This window comes from Rhodanobacter sp. K2T2, assembly GCF_013408815.1.
In the GTDB taxonomy this organism is placed as follows: Bacteria; Pseudomonadota; Gammaproteobacteria; order Xanthomonadales; family Rhodanobacteraceae; genus Rhodanobacter.
Genome location: NZ_JACCCA010000004.1, coordinates 25,827 through 45,989 on the forward strand (window position 1 = coordinate 25,827; position 20,163 = coordinate 45,989).

A 20,163-nucleotide genomic window follows, 5' to 3' on the forward strand; every position below is an offset into this window, starting at 1 on the left:
GTCTTTCACGCATTGGACGTCGAGCGGACTGCTGTCGCGGTGCACGGTAACTGTACCTGGCGTCGTGACGCTTTGTGTTCCCCGGTTATTCGTCACCGAACAGTTGGCGCCCTGGACGCTTTGGCCGCCCGAACGAGCCTCCACGCTGAGGTGTTGATGTGTACCGCCCACGATGGATGCGCAACCGGAAAGGCCGCAAATCATCAGCAACGTCATGGCTTTCTTACTGGACAAATGATGCATCGTTCCCGCTCCTTGAGTAGTGATATGCACACGGACGCACGGCGTTCGAAAGAACGCCTGCTTGAAAAAGTCACCGGAAGTGTGAAACGCCTGCACCAGAGCCCGGCGAAGAAGCCCAGGTTGTCGCGTAGAAGCGACTTGATGCCTCGGCACGATTACCCCCCAGTCATCGTGCCCGCTGATTCTTGCAGAAACGCGTGGGGAATTTCGACTATTTAATTCGATGGCCGCATCGAAAGATTTTGCGGCGTTAAATGGAGTGAAGTCTGCTCAGATGAATTCGCGGTTGTGCGTGTCGTGAATCAGCCTGATCTCCAACCATCGCGCAGGCGCGTTACCTTACAGAAGCATGTGGCGAACTCCGACGGAGACTTTAGGATTTCTGCATCCCGAGCCTAGCCGTCTCAGGCCCGACTGCTCTACCGAGTATTTTTTCTGCGCTGCTGATGTCGCACGCATTCCGGTTGCCGTGCCAGAGCAACTACGATTGCAGTACAAACAGGGCAGCTATCCGATGCGTAACTTGATCGTGGTGCTTGGCGACCAACTGGATCGCGAATCAACCGTGCTGGAAGATTTTGACCCCGCGCTTGATGCGCTGTGGATGGCCGAATGCGCCGGTGAGGCCACGCACGTGTGGTCACACCAGGCGCGCATCGCCTTGTTTCTCGCTTCGATGCGGCACTTTCGTGACGACATGCGCGCGCGCGACTGGCCGCTGCACTATCAGGCGCTGGGCGAGCACACGCATGCGCAACTCGATGACGTGCTGCGCGAAGACTTGCGCAAGCTGAAACCCGAACGCGTTGTGTTGGTACGCCCCGGCGAGTGGCGTGTACGTGAAGCGCTGCGCACGGTGGCAAGGGACGAAGGCGTCGAATACGCCGAGCGTCCCGACCGCCATTTCTTCATCGAGCCGGAAGACTTCGCCGAATGGGTCGGCGCGCGCCGTGAAATTCGCATGGAGCATTTCTATCGCTGGATGCGTCGGCGCTTCGACGTGCTGATGGACGAGGACCAGCCGACCGGCGGCCAGTGGAACTACGACCACGACAACCGCAAGAGCTTCGGCAAGAAAGGTCCGGGCATGCTGCCCGCGCCCAAGCGTTTCCCGCCGGACGCGATCACCCGGGAAGTACTCGATCTCGTGGCCGAGCGGTTCGGCGATCATCCCGGCAGTCTGGAGGCTTTCGACTGGCCGGTCACGCCGAAACAGGCTACGCAGGCACTGAAGGATTTCATCGATCACCGCCTGACCGCCTTCGGCCAGTGGCAGGACGCGATGTGGAGCGGCGAGCCGTGGCTGTATCACGCACGACTGTCCACGGCGCTGAACCTCAAGCTGCTCGACCCGCGCGAGGTGGTGCAGGCTGCTGTCAACGCCCTCAAGAGCGGACGCGCCGAACTGGCCGCGGTGGAAGGTTTCGTGCGGCAGGTGCTGGGCTGGCGCGAATTCATCCGCGGCATGTACTGGCGCGACATGCCGAAGCTGCTGCAGGGTAATGCGCTGAAGGTGCACGCGCCGCTGCCCGCGTTTTACTGGACCGGCGACACCCACATGAACTGCCTGCGCGAAGCGCTGGGGCAGACGCTGAAACACGGCTACGCGCACCATATCCAGCGGCTGATGGTCACCGGCAACTTCGCGCTGATCCTGGGCGTGGAGCCGGCGCAGATCCACGCGTGGTATCTGGCCATTTATGTCGACGCCGTGGAATGGGTCGAGGCACCCAACGTGATGGGGATGAGCCAGTTTGCCGACGGCGGCAAGATGGTGTCCAAGCCGTATTGCTCATCCGGTCGTTATATCCAGCGCATGAGCAACTACTGCGACGACTGCCGTTTCAAACCCGATAAAGCCGTCGGCGACGACGCCTGCCCCTTCACCACGCTGTACTGGGATTTTCTCGACCGTCATCAGACGCGCTTCGCCCATCACCCGCGCGCCGCGCTGCAGTGGAAGTCGCTGGAGCGCTTGAGCGAGGATGAGCGCAAGGCCATTCGCGATCAGGCGGGCGCGTTGCGCAAGCAGCTGGCGAAAGCGGATTGATCGCGAGTCAGCGACCGGCCGGCGCCGGAAACGCCAGCACCTGCTCGGTGTAGGTCTCGATCACCGTACTGAACGGCCGATTGTCGGCCGCGTAGAGAACTGCACGATGCTGCAGCACTTGGTGCGGAATCGACAAGGTGCCCTGGCCGGCAGGCAGTGCGTTATCGGCCGACTCCCAGCCAGCGGGCAATGGCGACCACAGCAACTTCGCGTCGAGCGTCTGCCGACGAAAATGCAGCGGCAGTACCACGCGTCCGAAGGGCGTATCGGTGTGATCGAGCTGCTCGTTCATCGCGGCCGTGAGCCGCGACGGCACGTACCAGTTGTCCGCTTCGGAAAGCACATGCGAGCCGCAGCGCAGCAGCACGCGGCGATAGCGCACGGGCTCGATCGGTCCGATCGCCAGCTGCGTGCGTAGATCGTCAGGCAGCGGCTTGTCTTCACCGGTGACGCGCTGTGCGCTGATCTTGGCCGGCTCGGCCATGTGGTGATCGCCGCACCAGCGCTCCATCGTCAGCGTGGCGCTGTCGTGACTCAGCAGATCGGCGTTGAAGGTCTGCAGCAGCGCCAAAGCTTCCAGTCGGCCTACCGGCGTATCCGGCCATGCTGTCGTCGTATCACGCGCCGAGGCGCCGCCGACCAGACAGCATAGTAAGAGTCCGACGATGATTGTCGATGCCCGCCGATTCTTCATCATAAGCCTTTCGCCGCCTGTGCCACCGCACGAAACAGCGCACGGCCTTTGTTCATGGTCTCTTCCCACTCGGCCGCAGGATCGGAGTCGTAGACAATGCCAGCGCCGGCCTGAACGTGAAGACGACCGTTCTGGATCACCGCGGTGCGAATCGCGATGGCGGTGTCGGCATCGCCCCACCAGCCGATCCAGCCGATCGCACCGGCGTAGATATTGCGTTTGTACGGCTCCAGCTCCTGAATGATCTCCAGCGCTCGGATCTTCGGCGCGCCGCTGAGCGTACCGGCCGGGAACGTCGCCTTGAGGACGTCCATATAGCTTAGCCCGGGGCGCGCTTTGCCCTGCACCTGCGACACGATATGCATCACATGCGAGTAGCGCTCGATCGCGAACGATTCGCTCACTTCCACGCTGCCAGTTTCGCTGATGCGGCCGATGTCGTTGCGCCCCAGATCGATCAGCATCACATGCTCGGCGCGCTCTTTCGGATCGGCCAGCAGCTCGGCTTCCAGAGCCGCATCCTCCGCCTCGCTCGCGCCGCGTTTGCGCGTGCCGGCGAGCGGACGCACGACGACCTTGCCATCCTTCAGGCGCGCCAGAATTTCCGGCGACGAGCCGACGATCTGCGTATCGCCCAGATCGACGAAGTACATGTAAGGCGACGGATTGAGCGCGCGCAATGCACGATAGACATCGATCGGTCGCGCGTTGAAACCCACGCTCAATCGCTGCGACGGCACCACCTGGAAAATATCGCCGGCGCGAATGTATTCCTTCGCACGCTCGACCATCGCCTCGAATTCCTCGCGGGTGAACGACGAGGTGAAATCGCTTTCGTCCACCAGCTCGACCGATGGCGTCGGCGACGGATACGAGGCACCGCCCTGACGCAGGCGGTAGACCAGTGCATCCAGCCGCCGCTGCGCATTGGCATAGGCCTGCGGCTGCGTGGGATCGGCGTGCACGATCAGGTACAGGCGGCCCTTGAGGTTGTCGAACACCGCGACCTCTTCGGCCAGCATCAGCAACACATCGGCCGTGCCCAGCTCGTCGGGGCGGTCCCACTGCGCCAGCCGAGGCTCGATGTAGCCGATCGTCTCGAAACCGAAATACCCGACCAGACCGCCGCTGAAAGCGGGCAGCTCGGGCAGCTGCGGCACGTCGTATTGCTGGCGCAGCACCTCGATTTCGGCCAACGGATCGGCGACGTGGCGGCGCTCGGTCACCTCGCCCGAATCCTCCACTTCGAGTTCGTGGCCGCGCAGCCGATACACGCGCCGGGCCGGCAGACCGATGATCGAATAGCGACCCCAGGTCGCCCCACCCTCGACCGATTCGAACAGAAACGTATAGCGGCCATCGGCCAGCTTCAGGTACACCGACAGCGGCGTATCGAGGTCGGAAAACACCTCGCGCACCAGCGGGATGCGCGTATGGCCCTTGGCCACCAGCACGTCGAATTCGTCTCGGGAAATCACAAGCGGCTCTGACTGAAGGGAAGCGGCTGCTGAAGATAGCAGGCTGCGGGCGGACAGGCACGGCGTCGGCCCATGCTCGACAGCTTTCCGACGCGCCTCTACTCTCCACACTCAGCGACAGGGGAGATACATCGTCGTTCGCTGCGGGCTTGCTCGCCGAGCGTCGCAGCACACAGCTCACTTCACGAAGACAGGGGACGCCGCGTGACCATTGACGATCAGGTATGGATAGGCCAGAACGGCGAAAAATATGGGCCCTACAGCGAGGCTACGGTGCGCCAGTGGCTGGCCGAAGGAAAATTCGCTCCCGATGCGCTGGCATGGCGCGAGGGCATGCCGGACTGGGTGCCGCTGAGCCACTTTTTTTATGCGGCTCCCGGCATGACGCCACAGCCGGCACCACCGCCGGCCTTTCGAACGCAAGACGGTGGTTTCGGCGGCGATTCTTTTTCGGCCCAGCGTTACGGTGACACCGGCCGCACCCAGGCAAACCGTGCCGATATTCCCGAGCCACCTTCGCTGCACTGGGGCCTGGTGCTGCTGTACTCGATCCTCACCCTCGGTATTTTTTCGCTGATCTGGCCGTTTATTCAGGCCAGCTGGATTCGCAGGGTCGATCCGCAAAGCAAGAGCCGGCTGCTGCTGGTCATCGCGCTGGTCTGCTTTTTGATCGGTGAGCCGATCTACTGGATCGGGGTCGCGGCTCAAATGCATGGCAACAGCGGAGCGGCCGGCCTGGGCGGGATGATCTTGCTGGCGCGCTGGATTCTTTATCTGGTGGCTTATTTCTCGATGGCCGGATCCATCGAGAGGTTGGTTGGCCAGTACGGCATCCGTTCGGAGATCGGCCGCATCACCCTGTTCTTTTTTCCGATGTTCTACCTGCAGGCACAGCTGACGTGGCTGGCGCGCTGGCGGCAGACCGGCCAGACCTTTCCGGCCGCATCGAAGGGATCTATCTGGGCCACGGTCCTGATCGTGCCCTTCATTGCCATACTGGCCGCCATCGCCATTCCCGCTTATCAGAGTTACATCGTCCGCATGCAGGTGACCGAAGGTTTGTCGCTGGCCGATAGCGCCAAGACGGCATTCAGCGCGTACTACGACAGCCACCATGCCGTGCCGACGGACAACGCCGCCGCCGGCCTCGCGCCGGCGACATCGATCACCGGCAAATACGTCTCCAGCGTCGATGTCTCCGGCGGCAAGATCACGGTCACGTTCGACGGCGACGGCGCCAACGGGACGATCCGCGACAAGGCGCTGGTGCTGACGCCGGAAACCAGCAGCGGCCAGATCACCTGGACGTGCAGCGCGGAGAGCACGGTACCGGCGCGGGATCTGCCCGTGAGCTGCCGCCGCTGAATTCAACCGCAGGGTGCGAGTTCTCGCGTTTGCATCCAGCCGGGCTTTTTCGACTTACATCGGCTCAGCCGCCCAGACGCTGCCTCGACATGCCGTGCAGCTGCAGGGCGAAAGCCACGCCACTGGCGTCGTCGAGATTGCGCGCCGTGGCGACGCCATGGTGGCGCTCGGCCACCAGCCGCACCACGTAAAGACCGAGCCCCAGATGCGGCACGTCGCCCGGCGTGGCCTTGTCGCGCAGGCTGACCAGGGTGTCGAACAGGCGACCCTGCATGGCTTCGGGCAGCAACGGGCCCTGGTTGGCCAGCTCGATCTGCGCGCCGTTTTCGATCGGCGACAGGCTCAGCCGCAGCCAGCCCTGCTCGGGCGTGAACGACAGCGCGTTGTCGAACAGCTTGTCCAGCGCCTGCGCCACCAGTTCGGGCGCGCAGTGCAACACCAGCGGGGCGTCGGGCAGCACGCAGTCCAGCCGGCGCGCACCGATCAATGCGCGATAGGCGTCGGCACAGCCGCGCACGACATCGCGCAGATCCACGTCTTCGGGTTCGGCGCTGGTGATCGAGCGTTCCATACGACTGGACTCGCTCATCGCACGCACCAGGGCACCGAGCCGAGCCACGCCGTCACGCGCGCGTTCCAGATAGGGCCGCCCTTCGGGAGTCAGTGCCGCGTGCTCCAGATTGTCCAGCGACGATTTGACGATCGCCAGCGGGGTGTTGAGTTCGTGCGACAGCTTGGAGGTCAGCGTGCGCAGATAATCGGTATAGCTGCCGACCATGCCGAACAGTTTCTCGAAGCTGCGCGCGAGGTCGCCGATCTCATCCATCGAATCGGTCATCGGAAAACGGCCATCCTCGAAAAGGCCGTCCAGACGTCCATCGTTGAGCTGAGCGCGCTCGGCCGCATTGCGCAATCGACCGAGTCGAAGGCTTAGCCGAGTGGCAAACGCCAGCAGGATCGCGCCGGCAACCAGCAGCACGCCAAAGCTGGTCAACAGCAGGCCGAGCAGCGCGCGATTGGCCAGCAGCGGCACGGTGCGGCTGGCCTGCTCCAGCAGCAGCACGCCATCGACCTTGCCGCCCTGCCCGATCGGTACGGCGGCGGTGAGCACCACGCTGCCGCGCTGCTCGCCGCTGCGCCATACGCTGACCGGCTTGCCTGCACCGGCATGGGCAACTTCGCGCGTATCCAGTCGAGGCACATCCTGCGACCACAGGCTGGCGTCCTCCAGCCGCTTGCCGAGCAGCGAGCGATAGATGATCGAGGCGAACCAGCCGGGCTGGCCGTCGGTGCCCGGTGTGGTATTCAGCCGGCCGCTGCGCGCCAGCAGCCAGCCCTGCGGCGCCAGTAGGCGCGCCTGCGCGTCGTCCGGCGCAAGCCGACCCAGTTCACCGGACAAGAGTGTCGAGTAGGCAAGTAGCGGTCGCGTATCCGCCGCTGTGGGATCACCACCGGCCGAGGCGTCGTACACGCCCACGCCCAGCGCGCGCAGTTTCAGGCTGCGCGACAAACGCAGCTCGACGCGATAACCGCTGCCGTCCTCCTGCCACTGCGCGGTCAGCGGATCGGGAAAGCCGGCCACCGGCGGATCGAGCGAATGTGCGGTCAGCGGGCCGGGCGCCGCGCTGGCCAGCAGATAGCGCTGCTTGCCCGCCGCGTTCGCCAGCGTAAGGATGAGATGGTCGGCGGCCAGCGCATTGGCGTCACTCGCATCGGCGCGCGTGCGGCGGGTATCGCGCACGTCGGCGTAGAGGTAAAGCCACTCGCCGTCCTGGGCCAGCAGCAGTTTGCCGCGAGGATTCGATGCGGGGCCGAGCGCCTGACTCCAAGGCGTCAGCGGCGCCCAGTCGTCGCCGTAGCCATCTACCGTGATGGGGCTGGTCGCCTGCTGCACATACCAGCCGTTGGCATCCTCCGGCAGCACCGCGCCGGTGACCACCAGGCTGCGCGCCACCGCGCGTGCCGAGGCGAGCAAGGCATCGGCCTGCCCTTCGCGCAACAGCGTCTCCATCTGCCGCACGTATAACCAACCCGCGATCGGCAGCGCCAGCGTGCACAGCGCCACCAGCACCAGCTTTTTACGCAGGCTCATCGGCGGACTAGCCGCGACGCAGGCATCGGCGTGCCATCACGGCGCTGACGTTCGGCTGGTGGACTTGTAGCCGCGCTGATATTTCGTGTACGTCGATTTCTGCACCACCTGCCGCAGCAGCGCCAGCACCGACGCGCGCTGCGGGTCCTTGGCGGCCACCGTCATCGACCAGCTCAGGCGGATGCCGGTAGCTTTGCCGGGATCGCAGAACACCACGGCATCGTCCATGTGGTCGCTGCCCTGATACAGCACGCCGTCGCAGGTCATGGCCGTGCCGGTGACCGGGAACGCACTGACCGCGGCTTTCGGATCTTTCTTCACATAGCTGGCCTGGTCGGCCGCCCGCTCCGCCTTCAGCGAAGGCAGCTTGCGCGGCCACACGTTGAGCACCATCACGCGGTCAGGGTTGCCGGTCCAGTCGCCCTGGTAGATCACTAGATTGACGCCGATGGCGCGGGCGTACTGGCAGCAGTCGCTGGTCCAGCCCGCCGGCGGCACGGTCACGATGGACCAGCCGGGTACCGATTCGTCGGCACCGCCGCTGACAGTTACCGTCTTTGCGTCACCCTGGGTCGCTGCGGTCGCAGCGCGAGGCGAGACGTGCGAGGCGCCATGCGACGTCGACAGCGGAATCGGCGACGTGGCGGACGATGCAGCCACCGGAGCGACCGCCGTGCGATCGACGGAATGCCCCGTCGTGGCGACCAGCAGCAGTGCAAGCGCGATGAGCGTCGCGCGCATCACGGCTTCCACCGGTAGCCGACGCCGTGCACGGTTTCGATGCCGTCGAACTCGGGCGCCACGGCGATGAATTTTTTGCGGATGCGTTTGACGTGCGAGGTGATGGTGGCGTCGTCCACCACCAGCTCGGCCTCGCGCATCAGCTGGTCGCGATTCTTCACGTGGCCGGGGAAGCGGATCAGCGTGTGCACCATCCAGAACTCGGTGACGGTGAGCGGAATCTCCTCGCCGTTCCAGGTGATGCGCATGCGCTCGGACTCCAACTTCAGCGGCCCGTGCTGGATCACCGTTTCGCTGGAGGCCGGCGCCTTCAGCGACTCGATCCGGCGAAACAGCGCTGCAATGCGCGCAGCCAGCTGATGCAGGCTGGTGTCCTTGCTGAGGTAATCGTCGGCGCCCAGGCGCAGGCCGGAGATCACGTCGAAATCCGAATCGCGCGCGGTGAGAAAAATTAGCGGCAGCGTGGCCGATTTGGCGCGCAGCTCGCGGCACAGGTCGAAGCCGCCCTCCGGCTCGTCGCCCAGGCCGATGTCGATAATCACCAGCTCCGGCAGACGCATGGCGAACGCGCTCGAGGCTTCCTGCCGTGAACCGTAGCCGCGCGCGTCGTAGCCAAAACGGTTCAAGGCCTCGACGTAGTTGGCGCGAATCAGCGGTTCGTCTTCAACGATGGCAATGCTGCGGCCCATGGCGCGCTCCTTTGTGGTGGGCGCAGCGTGCTATGTGAAGGGCACTGGCGCAAGCCATTCGTCGTCACTGCCCGCGTATTGCCACAACCCAGCGGCAGGTGCGCCCGATTGCGTCGGCGCCAGCGCCCGAAAACGCGGTGTGATGGCCACCATGAACCACGCACGGAGAACGGCAATGCAGGGCAACGAATCCAAAGAACGCGACCCCAACGCCGAATTGCGCAGCTTCGAACCGCTGCGGGTGTCGCTCGCGATCGGCGCGCTGCTGCTAGGCGTGATTCTCGGCTTTCACTGAGGCCGCGGCCGTGCTGAACCATTCATTCTGTTCAGGTTTTATCGACTCAGGCTCCGACGACTGGGCTGCCATAGAAGGCGAGCGGGCATCTGGCGCGAACGGAAGCGCGCCAGATGCAACGACGCGGCAGGACCCGGACCCCAGCTGGCAGCCGCTGTAATGCTGTATCAGTTTGTTTTTCGACGATGATGACTTGATCTCCCCTCGGTAACGGGGGGAGCTCTTTTTGAGCGCGAGCCGGCCACGCGAGCGTTCGCAGATTATTTCGACGACACCGGGAACCAAACCGCAAAACCCGCGGTCTGAGTCTGTGATTGGCGCGCTTCCATAGCCGTGGAATGTGTCGATGCGGGCGTTGACCCCTCCCTCCGATGCGCTCGCATCGACCCGCGCCAATCATTGATGTTTCCTCTCACGTCTGACGACGTTTATCCCGGTGCTGCCCTGCGCCGGGATTTTTATTGGGCGCTCGAGGAGCCCTTCGCGACATTTAGCTCAGCCGATGGCCTTGCGCATGGCGTCGATCTCGGCGCGGTAATCCTTGGCGTGAAAGATCGCCGAACCGGCCACGAAGGTGTCCGCACCGGCCTGGGCAATAGCAGCGATATTTTCAGCCGTGACGCCGCCGTCGATCTCCAGCCGAATCGCACGGCCGCTGTCATCGATGCGGCGACGCACCTGACGCAGCTTCTCCAGCGCGCCGGGGATGAACTTCTGCCCACCAAAACCCGGGTTCACCGACATGATCAGGATCAGGTCGAGCTTGTCCATCACATAGTCCAGGTGATCCAGCGGCGTCGCCGGATTGAACACCAGCCCGGCGGTACATCCAGAATCCTTGATCAGGCTGAGCGTGCGGTCGATATGCTCGCTGGCCTCCGGATGAAAGCTGATGTTGGTCGCGCCCGCCTTGGCGAAATCCGGCACGATGCGATCGACCGGCTTCACCATCAGATGCACGTCGATCGGCGCCGTGATGCCGTACTTGCGCAGCGACTCCAGCACCGCCGGGCCGATCGTGAGGTTCGGCACGTAATGGTTGTCCATCACGTCGAAATGCACCCAGTCCGCACCCGCGGCCAGCGCAGCGGCCGTGTCATCGCCCAGCCGCGCAAAATCGGCGGCGAGGATGGACGGAGCGATCATCGGGGCTTGCTTGCTCATGGGAGAACCTGATTGGAAGACGAGGGGCGAGAGACGAGTAGCGAGGGCGCGAGGACCGACCTTCGACGCCAACGTGCTGGCGCTGATGCTGACTTGCAAGTTTGCCACGGTGAAGCATGCAGCGCGCCCTCGTCACTCGCCCCTCGACCATGGCTGTTCACTTAAACCCCCGCTGCTCCTTGATCCGGTCGTACGCCGCGTTGATCTCGCTGGCGCGCGACTCGGCCCGCTTGCGCATGTCTTCGGGCAGATCACCTAAGCGGTCGGGGTGATGTTCGGAAATCAACTTGCGATAGGCCCGCTTCACCGCGCGGTCGTCGGCGCTGCGATCGATACCGAGCACGGCGTACGGATCCGGACCCTGCGCCGTGCGCTGCGGCGGCACGTAGCTCCCGCCGGAACCGTAACCGGTGCCGCGGCTGTAGCCGCGCTGGCCGCCGCCGTTCCAGGCGTAGCCTTTCATCGCCATCAGCGCCATCAGCTCCATTTCGCTGACCCGCAGGGCGAACGCGAGCTGGCGCAGGATGGCCATTTTTTCCGGCGCCGGATTGCCTTCGGCGAGCACGGTGTCTATCACCACGTCGAGCACGGGGAACGCGTGGTCGCGGCGCGCGCCGACCCAGCCACGCAGCTCGTTGATCGTTCGGGTGACGTCGAACTCCGGCTGCTTGCCGGCGTTGAAGCTGGCGGCGGCCTGCTTGCGCTGGTCGGCGTCGAGGTTCATGCGCGTCATCATCCGTTCGGCGATGGCGATTTCCGCCTCCGACACGCGGCCGTCGGATTTCGCCACCGCGCCCAGCAGGGTGAACAGCGGCCCGATAAAGCCGCCCGCTTCCGGCGTGGCGTTCTTGCGCTGGGTATGGCGCAGGTTGTCGAAAATGAAACCGACGATGGCGCCGGTAATCGCGCCCGGCGCATGACCGATCAGCAGGCCGAAAAAGGCGAACCAGAGGGTATAGGAGTAACTCATCGCGACGGCACCTGCGGCGGCTGGGCGCTGTACCAGCGCGCCAGCGCATCGAGCTCGACATCGCTGACCGGCCCGATGGCGGCGCGCATCAGCGCCACGTTGCGGCTGCCGTCGCGGTATTGCTTGAGTGCGCTGCGCAGATAATCCAGATGCTGCCCGGCCAGATTCGGCACGCCCGGCTGGCTGGCTTGCCCGTTGGCGCCGTGACAGGCCGCACACAGGCCCAGCCGGCTGGGCGGCTGCATGGCGGACTGGCTTTGGGCAAGCACAGGAAGGGCCGCGGCGAGGCAACATGCCGCAATCTGAAGGGTTCGCATCGGCAGGACATGGGGTTGAAGACGCCCAATTCTAGCAGTGCCCGCCACACGGCCTGTGAGGTGCGACGTTCCGGCGGCGCGGCCACAGCAGTTACAATGCTCGTTCTACACCGCCAGCGGAACCCACGTCGTGCCTACCAGCTTGCTGCAATCCGATCTGCCCGGCCTGGAACTGCTCCATCGCGGCAAGGTGCGCGACGTCTACGCGCTGCCGCCGAGCCATCGCCCGGATGGCACGCCGGAAGAAGCGCGCCTGCTGATCGTGGCGACCGATCGCCTGTCCGCGTTCGACGTGGTGCTGCCCAACCCGATTCCGGGCAAGGGCGAAATGCTGACGCAAATCTCCAACTTCTGGTTTGCGCAGACGGCGCACCTCGTACCCAACCACCTGCTCGACGTGCCACTGGCCGACGTGCTGCCGCCCGGCACCGATCTGGCGCTGTACGAGAAGCGCGCCGTGGTGGCGCGCCGCCTGAAGCCGGTGCCGGTCGAGGCGATCGCCCGCGGCTACCTGATCGGCTCGGGCTGGAAAGACTACCAAGCCACCGGCACGCTGTGCGGCATTACTTTGCCGGTCGACCTGCAGCAGGCCCAGCAGCTGCCTGCGCCGATCTTCACGCCGTCGACCAAGGCGGCGGTGGGCGATCATGACGAGAACGTCAGCTTCGATGCCGTCGTCGCGGCGGTCGGCAACGCCACTGCCAACGAAGTGCGCGACGCCACGCTGAAAATCTACCAGTGGGCGGCGGCGTTTGCGGCCGAGCGCGGCATCATCATCGCCGACACCAAGTTCGAGTTCGGCACCGATGCCCACGGCAAGCTCTACGTGATGGACGAAATGCTGACGCCGGACTCCTCGCGCTTCTGGCCCGCCGAGGACTACCAGGTCGGCATCAGCCCGCCCAGCTACGACAAACAGTTCGTGCGCGACTACCTGGAAGCCATGGGCTGGAACAAAAAAGCTCCCGGCCCGACCATTCCCGACGACGTGATCGCCGCGACGGCCGAAAAGTATGCCGAGGCGCTGCATAAACTGGCAGGCATCACGCTGGACTGACTCCCGCGGCGCGGATGCGCGCGTGGTGCAACGCGACGTTGCGCCCGGCACGAGCTGGATTAAGCTCAGCACAGCGTTGAGACACGCGCGGCAACCAAGCCGCCGGCTTCCATCCTGCGAATACGAGGCAAGCACCGTGCGCACCATGCAGAACTGGCTCGACAGTTACAGCAGCGACCATCAGAACCCGACCAACAAGCGTCTGCACTGGATCTGCGTGCCGCCGATCGTGTGGAGCGTGATCGCGCTGCTGTGGGCGATTCCCGTACCGGCCAGCCTCCTGCGACCCGGGTCGTGGGCCGTGCTGGCCATGGTCGCCGCGTTCTACTGGTACTGGAAACATTCGCATCGTCTGGCCGCCGCGCTGCTGATCGCGTTCGTCGTACTGGGGCTGTTCACCAACGCGCTGTTTTACCAGCTGGGCGCGACGAGGCTGTGCGAACTGGCGGTCGCCGTGTTCGTGGTTGCGTGGATCGGTCAGTTCATCGGCCACAAATACGAAGGGCGCAAACCAAGCTTCCTCACCGACCTGTCGTATCTGCTGATCGGACCGGCCTGGCTGATGGCCAAGGTGCTGCGCAAACTGGGCTTTCAGCAGGTCACATGATCACCCTACTCACCCTGCTCAGCAGCCTGCTGTGGTGGGTGCTGTACAGCTCCATCTTCGCCCTGTTCTTCGCCCTGATCGCCTACGCCGTGCTGCGCTGGACCGAGCGCAGCCGCGTGCTGTTCAACCGCGTCTATCTCGCCTGCCTGCTGTGGAACCTGATCGGCCTCGTGCTGATCCTCGGCGTGGCCGGCGCTGAAGGCCATCTGCATCCACCGTATGCGCCGCTGCTCGCCTCCGGCCTGCTGCGCGTGGCCCTGGTGTTCGACATGCTGATAGGCACCGTGCTGCTTTGGCGACTCACCCCGCGCATCGACGCCCGCCGCATTCGCCCCGGCAGCGCCTGTATGGCGGTGGCCGCGATCATGGCGATCGGTTTCGGGGTGGCGACAAGCCTGGTGTGAGCTCTTCCATTCGAATGCTTTCAAATAGGCGCGCGCATCAGTGCGTCCCGGCAAAGAGTCCAACGAATAGAAGGCCAAGAATTACCGCCACGATCACACCTAGAACAACGGCCATCACCAGATAAATCAGCTGTACCAGACATGCCTGGCCGTAACCGATCTGCCTTCCGTCCCGAGTGGGCAAGAGGTAATGGATTGCCGCCGAACCCACTAAAAACTGCACGACGAGCTTGATCAGGGCGCTCCAGCCAAAGGCAGAAGTCGTGTTCCATACAAGCGCAATGACCAGGGAAACAATCAGAGAAACGATCAGGGTAAGCAGCATGACGCCGATGGCGCGAGGGTAAGACGGCATGTGGCCGACCATGATGCGAAATGCCAGACAAAGCAGCAAAGCGCCCAGCGGGATAACGACAACAAGCATCACCAGCAAGGGAACGAAGCTGATTGCCCCAAGCGCGCCGAATGCGGAAGTGTTCATAAATTTCCTCCTTGAATGAAAGCTCCGGTTTACCGGCACAGACCTCTGGCGCCAGCCTAGCTGATTCAATCGCAACTGTGCGACGACACTGTCTCCGCACGCGAGACCGGCGCACGCTATAACATCTGCTCGCTTACGAGATTTGCATGAGCCTGCGCAGCCTTTTCGTCGACTTCAACAGCTACTTTGCCTCGGTAGAACAGCACGAGGACGAAACGCTGCGCGGGCGCCCGGTGGGCGTGGTGCCGGTGGCCGCCGAAACGACGAGTCTGATCGCCGCGAGCTACGAAGCCAAGGCCTTCGGCGTCGGTACCGGCACGCTGGTGCGCGACGCGCGGCGGCTGTGTCCGGGCATCCAGATTCGGGTCGCACGACCGGAGCGCTACGTGTACTGGCACCATCGGCTGATCGAAGCGATCGATCGCGCCATTCCCATTGCGTGCGTCGGCTCCATCGATGAAGTGGCGTGCGAACTGGTCGGCCGCCAGCGGCAGCGCGCCGTGGCCGAGGAGATTGCTGCGCAGGTGAAGCGTGAGGTGGCGCTGGCCGCCCCGGGCGGCGCGATCCGCTGCTCGATCGGCGTTGCGCCCAACGACTTTCTGGCGAAGACGGCGTCGGATATGCGCAAGCCCGACGGCCTCACCGTGATCGAACAAACCGAGCTGCCGCAGGCGCTGCACGGGCTGGCATTGCGCGATCTGTGCGGCATCGGCCAGTCCATGGAAGCGCGCCTGCACGACGCCGGCATCGCCACGGTGGCGCAGCTCACCGCCGCGGACAAGCATCGCCTGCGGCATGTGTGGGGCGGCATCGAGGGCGAGCGCATGTGGGGGCTGCTGCGCGGTGCGTGGCTGCCGGTCGCAGCGACCGTGCGTGGCTCGATCGGCCATTCGCACGTGCTCGGGCCGGAGCTGCGCAACGCCGTCGGCGCCCGCGCCGTGCTGAAAAAGCTGCTGGTCAAAGCCGCCATGCGCATGCGCCGCGAGGAAATGCTGGGCGGCGCGCTGGCCGTGCGCATTCGCTTTATCGGCCACGAGCTGCGCTGGGAGCGCGATCTCACCTTCGATCACACCGACGACAGCCGCGAACTGCTGCAGCTGCTCAACGGCATGCTCGACAGTGGTCAACGTACACGCCTGCTGCCCGGCCCTGCCAATGCCGTGCCGCTGTCGGTCAGCGTGACCTTGCTGCGGCTGGTACCGCGCACGCAGAGCAGCGGTTCGCTGTTTCCCACCGTCGAGCACCCACGCAAAATCAACGCCGGCAGCATCGATACGCTGGTCGATCGGATCAACGCCAAGTTCGGCTACAACAAGGTCTACTTCGGCAGCATGCAGCTGGCGCTGGAACACGACGCGGCGCCGATGCGCATTCCGTTCAACCGCATTCCCGACACCCTCAGCGAAAACGAAGCCAGCATCGAAAGCGACGCCAGCCACAACGCACTCTGGCTGCAATCGCTGAACCGCTTCAAGGTGCTGGCGGAAGGCCAGCACCGGCAGAAGGATCGCAAGCGCAAGGGCGATTGAAGGCCGGTCGAGTCAGCGAAGTTCAGCCGCGATATGCGGACGCTCAATCTTTCAGTGCGTGGCCAGCGCGGCGAACGCCAGCGCTACCGCCTCGGCCCCGGGATCGACCGCACCCACCAGCGCATGCTCCGGCACATAGGCCGAGCGCCCCGCGCGGGCGCGAGTGATCGTGGCCGTGTGATCAGCACCGGCGCGAGCGGCGGCCGCCGCGGCCGCAAGCCCCTGCGGCAATGCCGCGATCGCCGGAATCAATGCATCCAGCATGGTGCGGTCGCCGAGCCGCGCGCCGCCGTAGTGCTGCACCCGCTCGACCCCGTCGCCCAAGGCATCGGGCCATGATTTGCCAGCCGCTAGCGCCGTGCCGGTAGCCGTGAACAAAATGGACAACAGCACGCCGCTGGAACCACCCATAGCGCGAGCGAGCAGGCGTCCCAGCTCGTCATTCAGACGCGAGGGCTCCGCGCTGCTCAGCGCACCGTTGGCCAGCTTGGCATCGACGGCCCGTGCGCCAGCGGCAAATGTGCTGCCGGCATCGCCGTCGCCGCTGCGCGCATCGAGTTGGTCGAGCTGTTGTTCCGCGTTGCGCAGCGCGGCAGTGACTCGCTGAATCGCCTGTTCCGTGGTGGAACTGCGCTCGCCGACAGCAGGCTCATCGTCGGCATCGCCTGCGACAGCGAACGTCTGCTGCGCGTGCGGCTGGCAGACGCCCGGCCATGCGGCCACGTCGACGGGGCTGCTGAGTGCCTCCAGATAGTCGTCATCGGCTGGCAGCAGGGTGATCGAAAAACCGTGCATATCGAGCGAGGTCGTCAGGGCCGCCGGGCGTACCAGCATGGCGATGCGCTCAACGCCGATGCGCGTGAGCAGCTCATCCGTCAGCACCGCCACTTCCTGCGTGGAACAGCCGCCGAGATTGTTGAGCATCACGATCAGCCGGCGCTTCTCGCCGTAGCGCCGCTGCGCCTCGGCCAGCAGCGGCTTGAGCACGATGGCCACCGCCTCGCCGGCATCCCCGGGCGCCACCTGCTCGGCGCCCGGCTCGTTGTGAATGCCCAAGCCCAACTCGGGGCTACGTCGCTCGATCGGGTGCCCCGGCAGGGTGCAGCTGGACAAGGCCATGCCCAGCGAGATCAGCTGGCCGGCGAAATGCTCGGCGCGCTTGGCTAGCTCATCCAGCGCTAGGCCCTGCTCGGCGAGATGGCCGACATACTTGTGCATCAGCACCGTGCCGGCAATGCCGCGCGGCTGGCTTGCATCGGCCAGCGCGATGTCGTCGGCGACGATCACCATGCGTACGTCGATGCCTTCGCGTCGCGCCTGCTCGGCAGCCAGACCGAAATTGAGTCGGTCGCCGGTGTAATTTTTCACGACCAGCAAGCAGCCGGACTTGCCGCCGCAGTGCCGCAGGCCGGTCAGTACCGCGGCGACGCTGGGGGAGGCGAACACTTCGCCCGAGACCGCGGCGGTGAGCATGCCGCGCCCCACAAAACCCGCATGCGACGGTTCATGCCCAGCACCGCCGCCAGACAGCACGGCAACCCGTTCACCGCGCCAGTCGGCGCGCGCCAGAATGCGCACCCCGGAACTCGGCTCAGCGACGATCAGCGGCTGCGACCGCGCCAGCGATCCCAATACTTGATCGACGACCCGGCCAGGTTCATTGAAGAAAAAATCCATGACATGCCTCCGAAGGTGAGTGGTACGTGGGAACCCATGCTAGCCAGACCGACGTTAGCAAGTCAGATTGATCGTCAACGCGGACTTGAGACCTGGCGGTTGGCTGCACGCACCGCCTCGACAAAGCCGCCGAACGGAATATCGGTAATCCCCACCAAACCGATATGGCTGTTCTCGCCATCGAGCAATCGGCCGGTCACCGGCTGATCGACGTATTCGAACCAGTGCGCGCCGACGATGTGGGTGTCGGCCGCTGCAGCAGCGACGAACTTCGCATAGGCCTCGCCACGCTGCTGTTCCGTATAAACCGACACCACGCCCTTGCCGAACGGGCCGCGGTCGGCCGAGCCGAAATGGAACTCGCTGATCAAAACCGGCTTGTCGAGCTGGTGCATCGCGGCCGCGTCGAAGCCATGCTGCGGCAGATCGGCATAGACGTTGAAGCTCACCACGTCGCAATACTGCGCGCAGGCAGCCACAGCTTCGGGCGTATTGACCGCGAAGCGGCCGCCGAGAAACAGATGGTGCGTGTCGTGCCGATGGATGGCCTCGGCCACGGTCCGGAAATAGGTGTCGGCGTAGCGGCGAAGCCAGGCGCTGTAATCGGCGGCAATCGCCGGGTGCGACTCGTTTGGCACAGGAGCGGCGAACGCCGTGACGTTCAGCGCATCCCACGAACCCAGCGCCATGCCCCAGGCGCTGGCCAGCGTTTCGGGCTCCACGTACTTCTTCCGCAGCATCGCGATGAACGCCTGCTTGGCCGGGCTCTTGGCATCGCCGCGCAGGGTGCCCAGCGCCAGCCCCCAGCGACCCTGCGGACCGACGCCGGCCCAGGCCAGTTCGTTGTCGGCGAAATAGCCGAGCAGCCAGGGATCGTCGCGCACGTCGCGGCTGGCATTCGCCACCGCGCGCTCGGTCGCCTGCACGAAGCGCGGATCGAACGGATCGGGCATGCGGCCCCAGTAGTCGTAGCCGGCGGATACGTTGGCGTAGTCGCCGGCGATATTGATGGGGCGCGTGTACGGCACACGATGCGCGCGGCCGAGCGACGCATCGCTCCAGTTGCCAACGGTATTGAAGCCCCAGTCGCGCAGTCGATTCAACGTGCGTGTACGCCAAGCGTCCATCCACGGGTCACCATCGACCCGGTAAAGATTGGCCGCGTAAAAATCGAACCAGCGTCCATGGTTGTAGCCGATGCCCTGGCTGGCGCCCTGATCCGGCTGGCGGCTGTCGCCACTGCCGTAGAACGGCGACCATGCGCCACTGGTCGGCGGCAGATCCTTGAACATGAACTCACGGCCCTCGACATAGCTGCGGCCGCCGTCGGCCACCACAGCGTTGACGCCGAGCGAGAAAAACGCGTGCCCGTCCGGCGTCACCAGCTGCCAGCGGCCGTTGGCCTTCTGCGCATGGAACCATCCGGTGGCAGTGAGATTATGGACGTCCAGACGTCCGCCGTAGTTATCCATACCAGCGAGCTTGTCCGACGCCCCAGCCAGCGCCGATTGCTCGGCCGCATGGGCCGCGCGCAGTGCCGCGTCGTCGGTGATTTTTTCCGGCCACTGAGCGCGAGTGAACTGCCCGTAGCGGTCGACGATGCCGGCGTAGGTATCGTGCAGCGTTGCCTCGCCCGCTGCGGTGTCGACACGACCTAGCAGCAGCGTCTGCGCCGCCTGCGGTGTCGGCATGCTTAGCCGGATCGCGCCGACTTGGCGCAGATCGACCGCGCCCTGCACCGTCGTGGCCAGCAGGGTCAGCTGCCCGCGGTCGTCGAACGGCATGGGCGGCGGCGCCTGCATGCCTTCGCCGCGCGGCGACTCGGCGTGCAGCGGCAGCACCAACGTCTGCGCGGGACCAGCCGGCAGGCCGACCGTCGCGTGCAGATGCTGCGCGCCGGCAGCGCTGTCGATATCGAGATTCAGCGTGACCGCCCACGGCATCGCGTTCTGCACGCGCAGACGCAGCTCGCCCTTGCCGATCCAGTCCCACGTCTTGCCATCGCCGGGCGCGATCGTGATCTGCGGTTGAGCCGATGGCTGAAAGGCGTAACGCTGCTGCGTCACGCCATCGCTCGCATGCTCGGCGCTGCCCGTGCGCTGCACCTGCGCGAGCGTCACGTGTGCGGCAGGCAAGGCCGATGCCAGATCGATCGTCGCCGACGCTTCCTTCGCATGGCAGGCGTTCAGTCCCAACAGGCACAGCGGCCAGAGCAGTGCGTAACGTTTCATGGGCGGGCGGCTCGATCGATAGTTGCCCAAGTATGCCGCCGACAGCTGAAGCGCAGCCCGCCAGCTCGGACCATTCGAT

Annotated in this window: 18 protein-coding genes; 7 read left to right on the top strand and 11 right to left on the bottom strand. The window is 64.9% G+C overall.

Annotated features, from left to right (window positions below):
- Window positions 1–757: 757 nt before the first annotated feature.
- Window positions 758–2,293 carry a cryptochrome/photolyase family protein gene (locus HDE78_RS07675; RefSeq protein ID WP_179477962.1) on the top strand — a complete coding sequence of 512 codons (1,536 nt, stop codon included), beginning with the start codon at window positions 758–760 and terminating at the stop codon, window positions 2,291–2,293.
- Window positions 2,294–2,300: 7 nt separating this feature from the next.
- On the opposite strand, the gene HDE78_RS07680 is transcribed toward HDE78_RS07675, so the two are convergent.
- Window positions 2,301–2,990: a hypothetical protein gene (locus tag HDE78_RS07680; protein WP_255457702.1), complete on the bottom strand. Its 690-nt coding sequence runs from the start codon at window positions 2,988–2,990 to the stop codon at window positions 2,301–2,303.
- The gene (trpE, locus tag HDE78_RS07685) at window positions 2,987–4,465 is read right to left on the bottom strand and encodes an anthranilate synthase component I (protein ID WP_179477963.1); all 1,479 of its coding nucleotides are present in this window, start codon (window positions 4,463–4,465) and stop codon (window positions 2,987–2,989) included. Before trpE ends, HDE78_RS07680 begins: the two co-directional genes overlap by 4 nt.
- 204 nt (window positions 4,466–4,669) lie before the next feature.
- On the opposite strand from trpE, the gene HDE78_RS21230 reads away from it, so the two are divergent.
- Entirely contained in the window at window positions 4,670–5,830 is a 1,161-nt protein-coding gene (locus HDE78_RS21230; RefSeq protein WP_179477964.1) for a pilin, read from the top strand.
- A 64-nt stretch (window positions 5,831–5,894) separates the two neighbouring features.
- Here HDE78_RS21230 and HDE78_RS07695 read toward each other — a convergent pair whose 3' ends face one another.
- Genes HDE78_RS07695 through pdsR form a run of 3 tightly spaced genes read right to left on the bottom strand, consistent with a single transcriptional unit; the run spans window position 5,895 to window position 9,352 of the window.
- Window positions 5,895–7,922, bottom strand: a complete 2,028-nt coding sequence (locus HDE78_RS07695) for a histidine kinase dimerization/phospho-acceptor domain-containing protein (RefSeq protein WP_179477965.1) — start codon at window positions 7,920–7,922, stop codon at window positions 5,895–5,897.
- A gap of 36 nt (window positions 7,923–7,958) precedes the next feature.
- Window positions 7,959–8,663, bottom strand: coding sequence for a hypothetical protein (locus HDE78_RS07700; RefSeq protein WP_179477966.1), 705 nt, complete (start codon window positions 8,661–8,663; stop codon window positions 7,959–7,961).
- Entirely contained in the window at window positions 8,663–9,352 is a 690-nt protein-coding gene (gene pdsR, locus HDE78_RS07705) for a proteobacterial dedicated sortase system response regulator (RefSeq protein WP_179477967.1), read from the bottom strand. The genes HDE78_RS07700 and pdsR overlap by 1 nt, the downstream gene beginning before the upstream one ends.
- Here pdsR and HDE78_RS07710 point away from each other — a divergent pair.
- Entirely contained in the window at window positions 9,351–9,647 is a 297-nt protein-coding gene (locus HDE78_RS07710) for a hypothetical protein (RefSeq protein WP_179477933.1), read from the top strand. The genes pdsR and HDE78_RS07710 overlap by 2 nt on opposite strands.
- A 495-nt stretch (window positions 9,648–10,142) precedes the next feature.
- Here the strand turns inward: HDE78_RS07710 and rpe are convergent, their stop codons facing one another.
- The 3 genes from rpe to HDE78_RS07725 form a co-directional block, all read right to left on the bottom strand.
- Complete coding sequence (rpe, locus tag HDE78_RS07715) at window positions 10,143–10,811, bottom strand: ribulose-phosphate 3-epimerase (protein ID WP_179477968.1); 669 nt, start codon at window positions 10,809–10,811, stop codon at window positions 10,143–10,145.
- A gap of 157 nt (window positions 10,812–10,968) precedes the next feature.
- Window positions 10,969–11,781 carry a co-chaperone DjlA gene (gene djlA, locus HDE78_RS07720; RefSeq protein ID WP_179477969.1) on the bottom strand — a complete coding sequence of 271 codons (813 nt, stop codon included), beginning with the start codon at window positions 11,779–11,781 and terminating at the stop codon, window positions 10,969–10,971.
- A complete protein-coding gene (locus HDE78_RS07725; RefSeq protein ID WP_255457703.1) occupies window positions 11,778–12,026 on the bottom strand; it encodes a c-type cytochrome in 249 nt (82 codons plus the stop codon). Before HDE78_RS07725 ends, djlA begins: the two co-directional genes overlap by 4 nt.
- A 202-nt stretch (window positions 12,027–12,228) precedes the next feature.
- On the opposite strand from HDE78_RS07725, the gene HDE78_RS07730 reads away from it, so the two are divergent.
- From HDE78_RS07730 to HDE78_RS07740, 3 genes are all read left to right on the top strand, one after another.
- A complete protein-coding gene (locus tag HDE78_RS07730; RefSeq protein ID WP_179477971.1) occupies window positions 12,229–13,155 on the top strand; it encodes a phosphoribosylaminoimidazolesuccinocarboxamide synthase in 927 nt (308 codons plus the stop codon).
- Window positions 13,156–13,291: 136 nt separating this feature from the next.
- Window positions 13,292–13,762, top strand: coding sequence for an Mpo1-like protein (locus HDE78_RS07735; RefSeq protein ID WP_179477972.1), 471 nt, complete (start codon window positions 13,292–13,294; stop codon window positions 13,760–13,762).
- Entirely contained in the window at window positions 13,759–14,166 is a 408-nt protein-coding gene (locus HDE78_RS07740) for a hypothetical protein (protein WP_179477973.1), read from the top strand. The genes HDE78_RS07735 and HDE78_RS07740 overlap by 4 nt, the downstream gene beginning before the upstream one ends.
- Window positions 14,167–14,203: 37 nt before the next feature.
- On the opposite strand, the gene HDE78_RS07745 is transcribed toward HDE78_RS07740, so the two are convergent.
- The gene (locus HDE78_RS07745; RefSeq protein ID WP_179477974.1) at window positions 14,204–14,647 is read right to left on the bottom strand and encodes a hypothetical protein; all 444 of its coding nucleotides are present in this window, start codon (window positions 14,645–14,647) and stop codon (window positions 14,204–14,206) included.
- A 146-nt stretch (window positions 14,648–14,793) separates the two neighbouring features.
- Between HDE78_RS07745 and HDE78_RS07750 the strand changes: the two genes are divergently transcribed.
- Window positions 14,794–16,176, top strand: a complete 1,383-nt coding sequence (locus HDE78_RS07750; RefSeq protein WP_179477975.1) for a DNA polymerase — start codon at window positions 14,794–14,796, stop codon at window positions 16,174–16,176.
- 51 nt (window positions 16,177–16,227) lie between these two features.
- Here the strand turns inward: HDE78_RS07750 and HDE78_RS07755 are convergent, their stop codons facing one another.
- Together HDE78_RS07755 and HDE78_RS07760 are read right to left on the bottom strand one after the other, a co-directional pair.
- Window positions 16,228–17,853: a dihydroxyacetone kinase subunit DhaK gene (locus HDE78_RS07755; protein WP_179477976.1), complete on the bottom strand. Its 1,626-nt coding sequence runs from the start codon at window positions 17,851–17,853 to the stop codon at window positions 16,228–16,230.
- 74 nt (window positions 17,854–17,927) lie between these two features.
- Window positions 17,928–20,084 carry a beta-agarase gene (locus HDE78_RS07760; RefSeq protein ID WP_179477977.1) on the bottom strand — a complete coding sequence of 719 codons (2,157 nt, stop codon included), beginning with the start codon at window positions 20,082–20,084 and terminating at the stop codon, window positions 17,928–17,930.
- Window positions 20,085–20,163 lie beyond the last annotated feature (79 nt).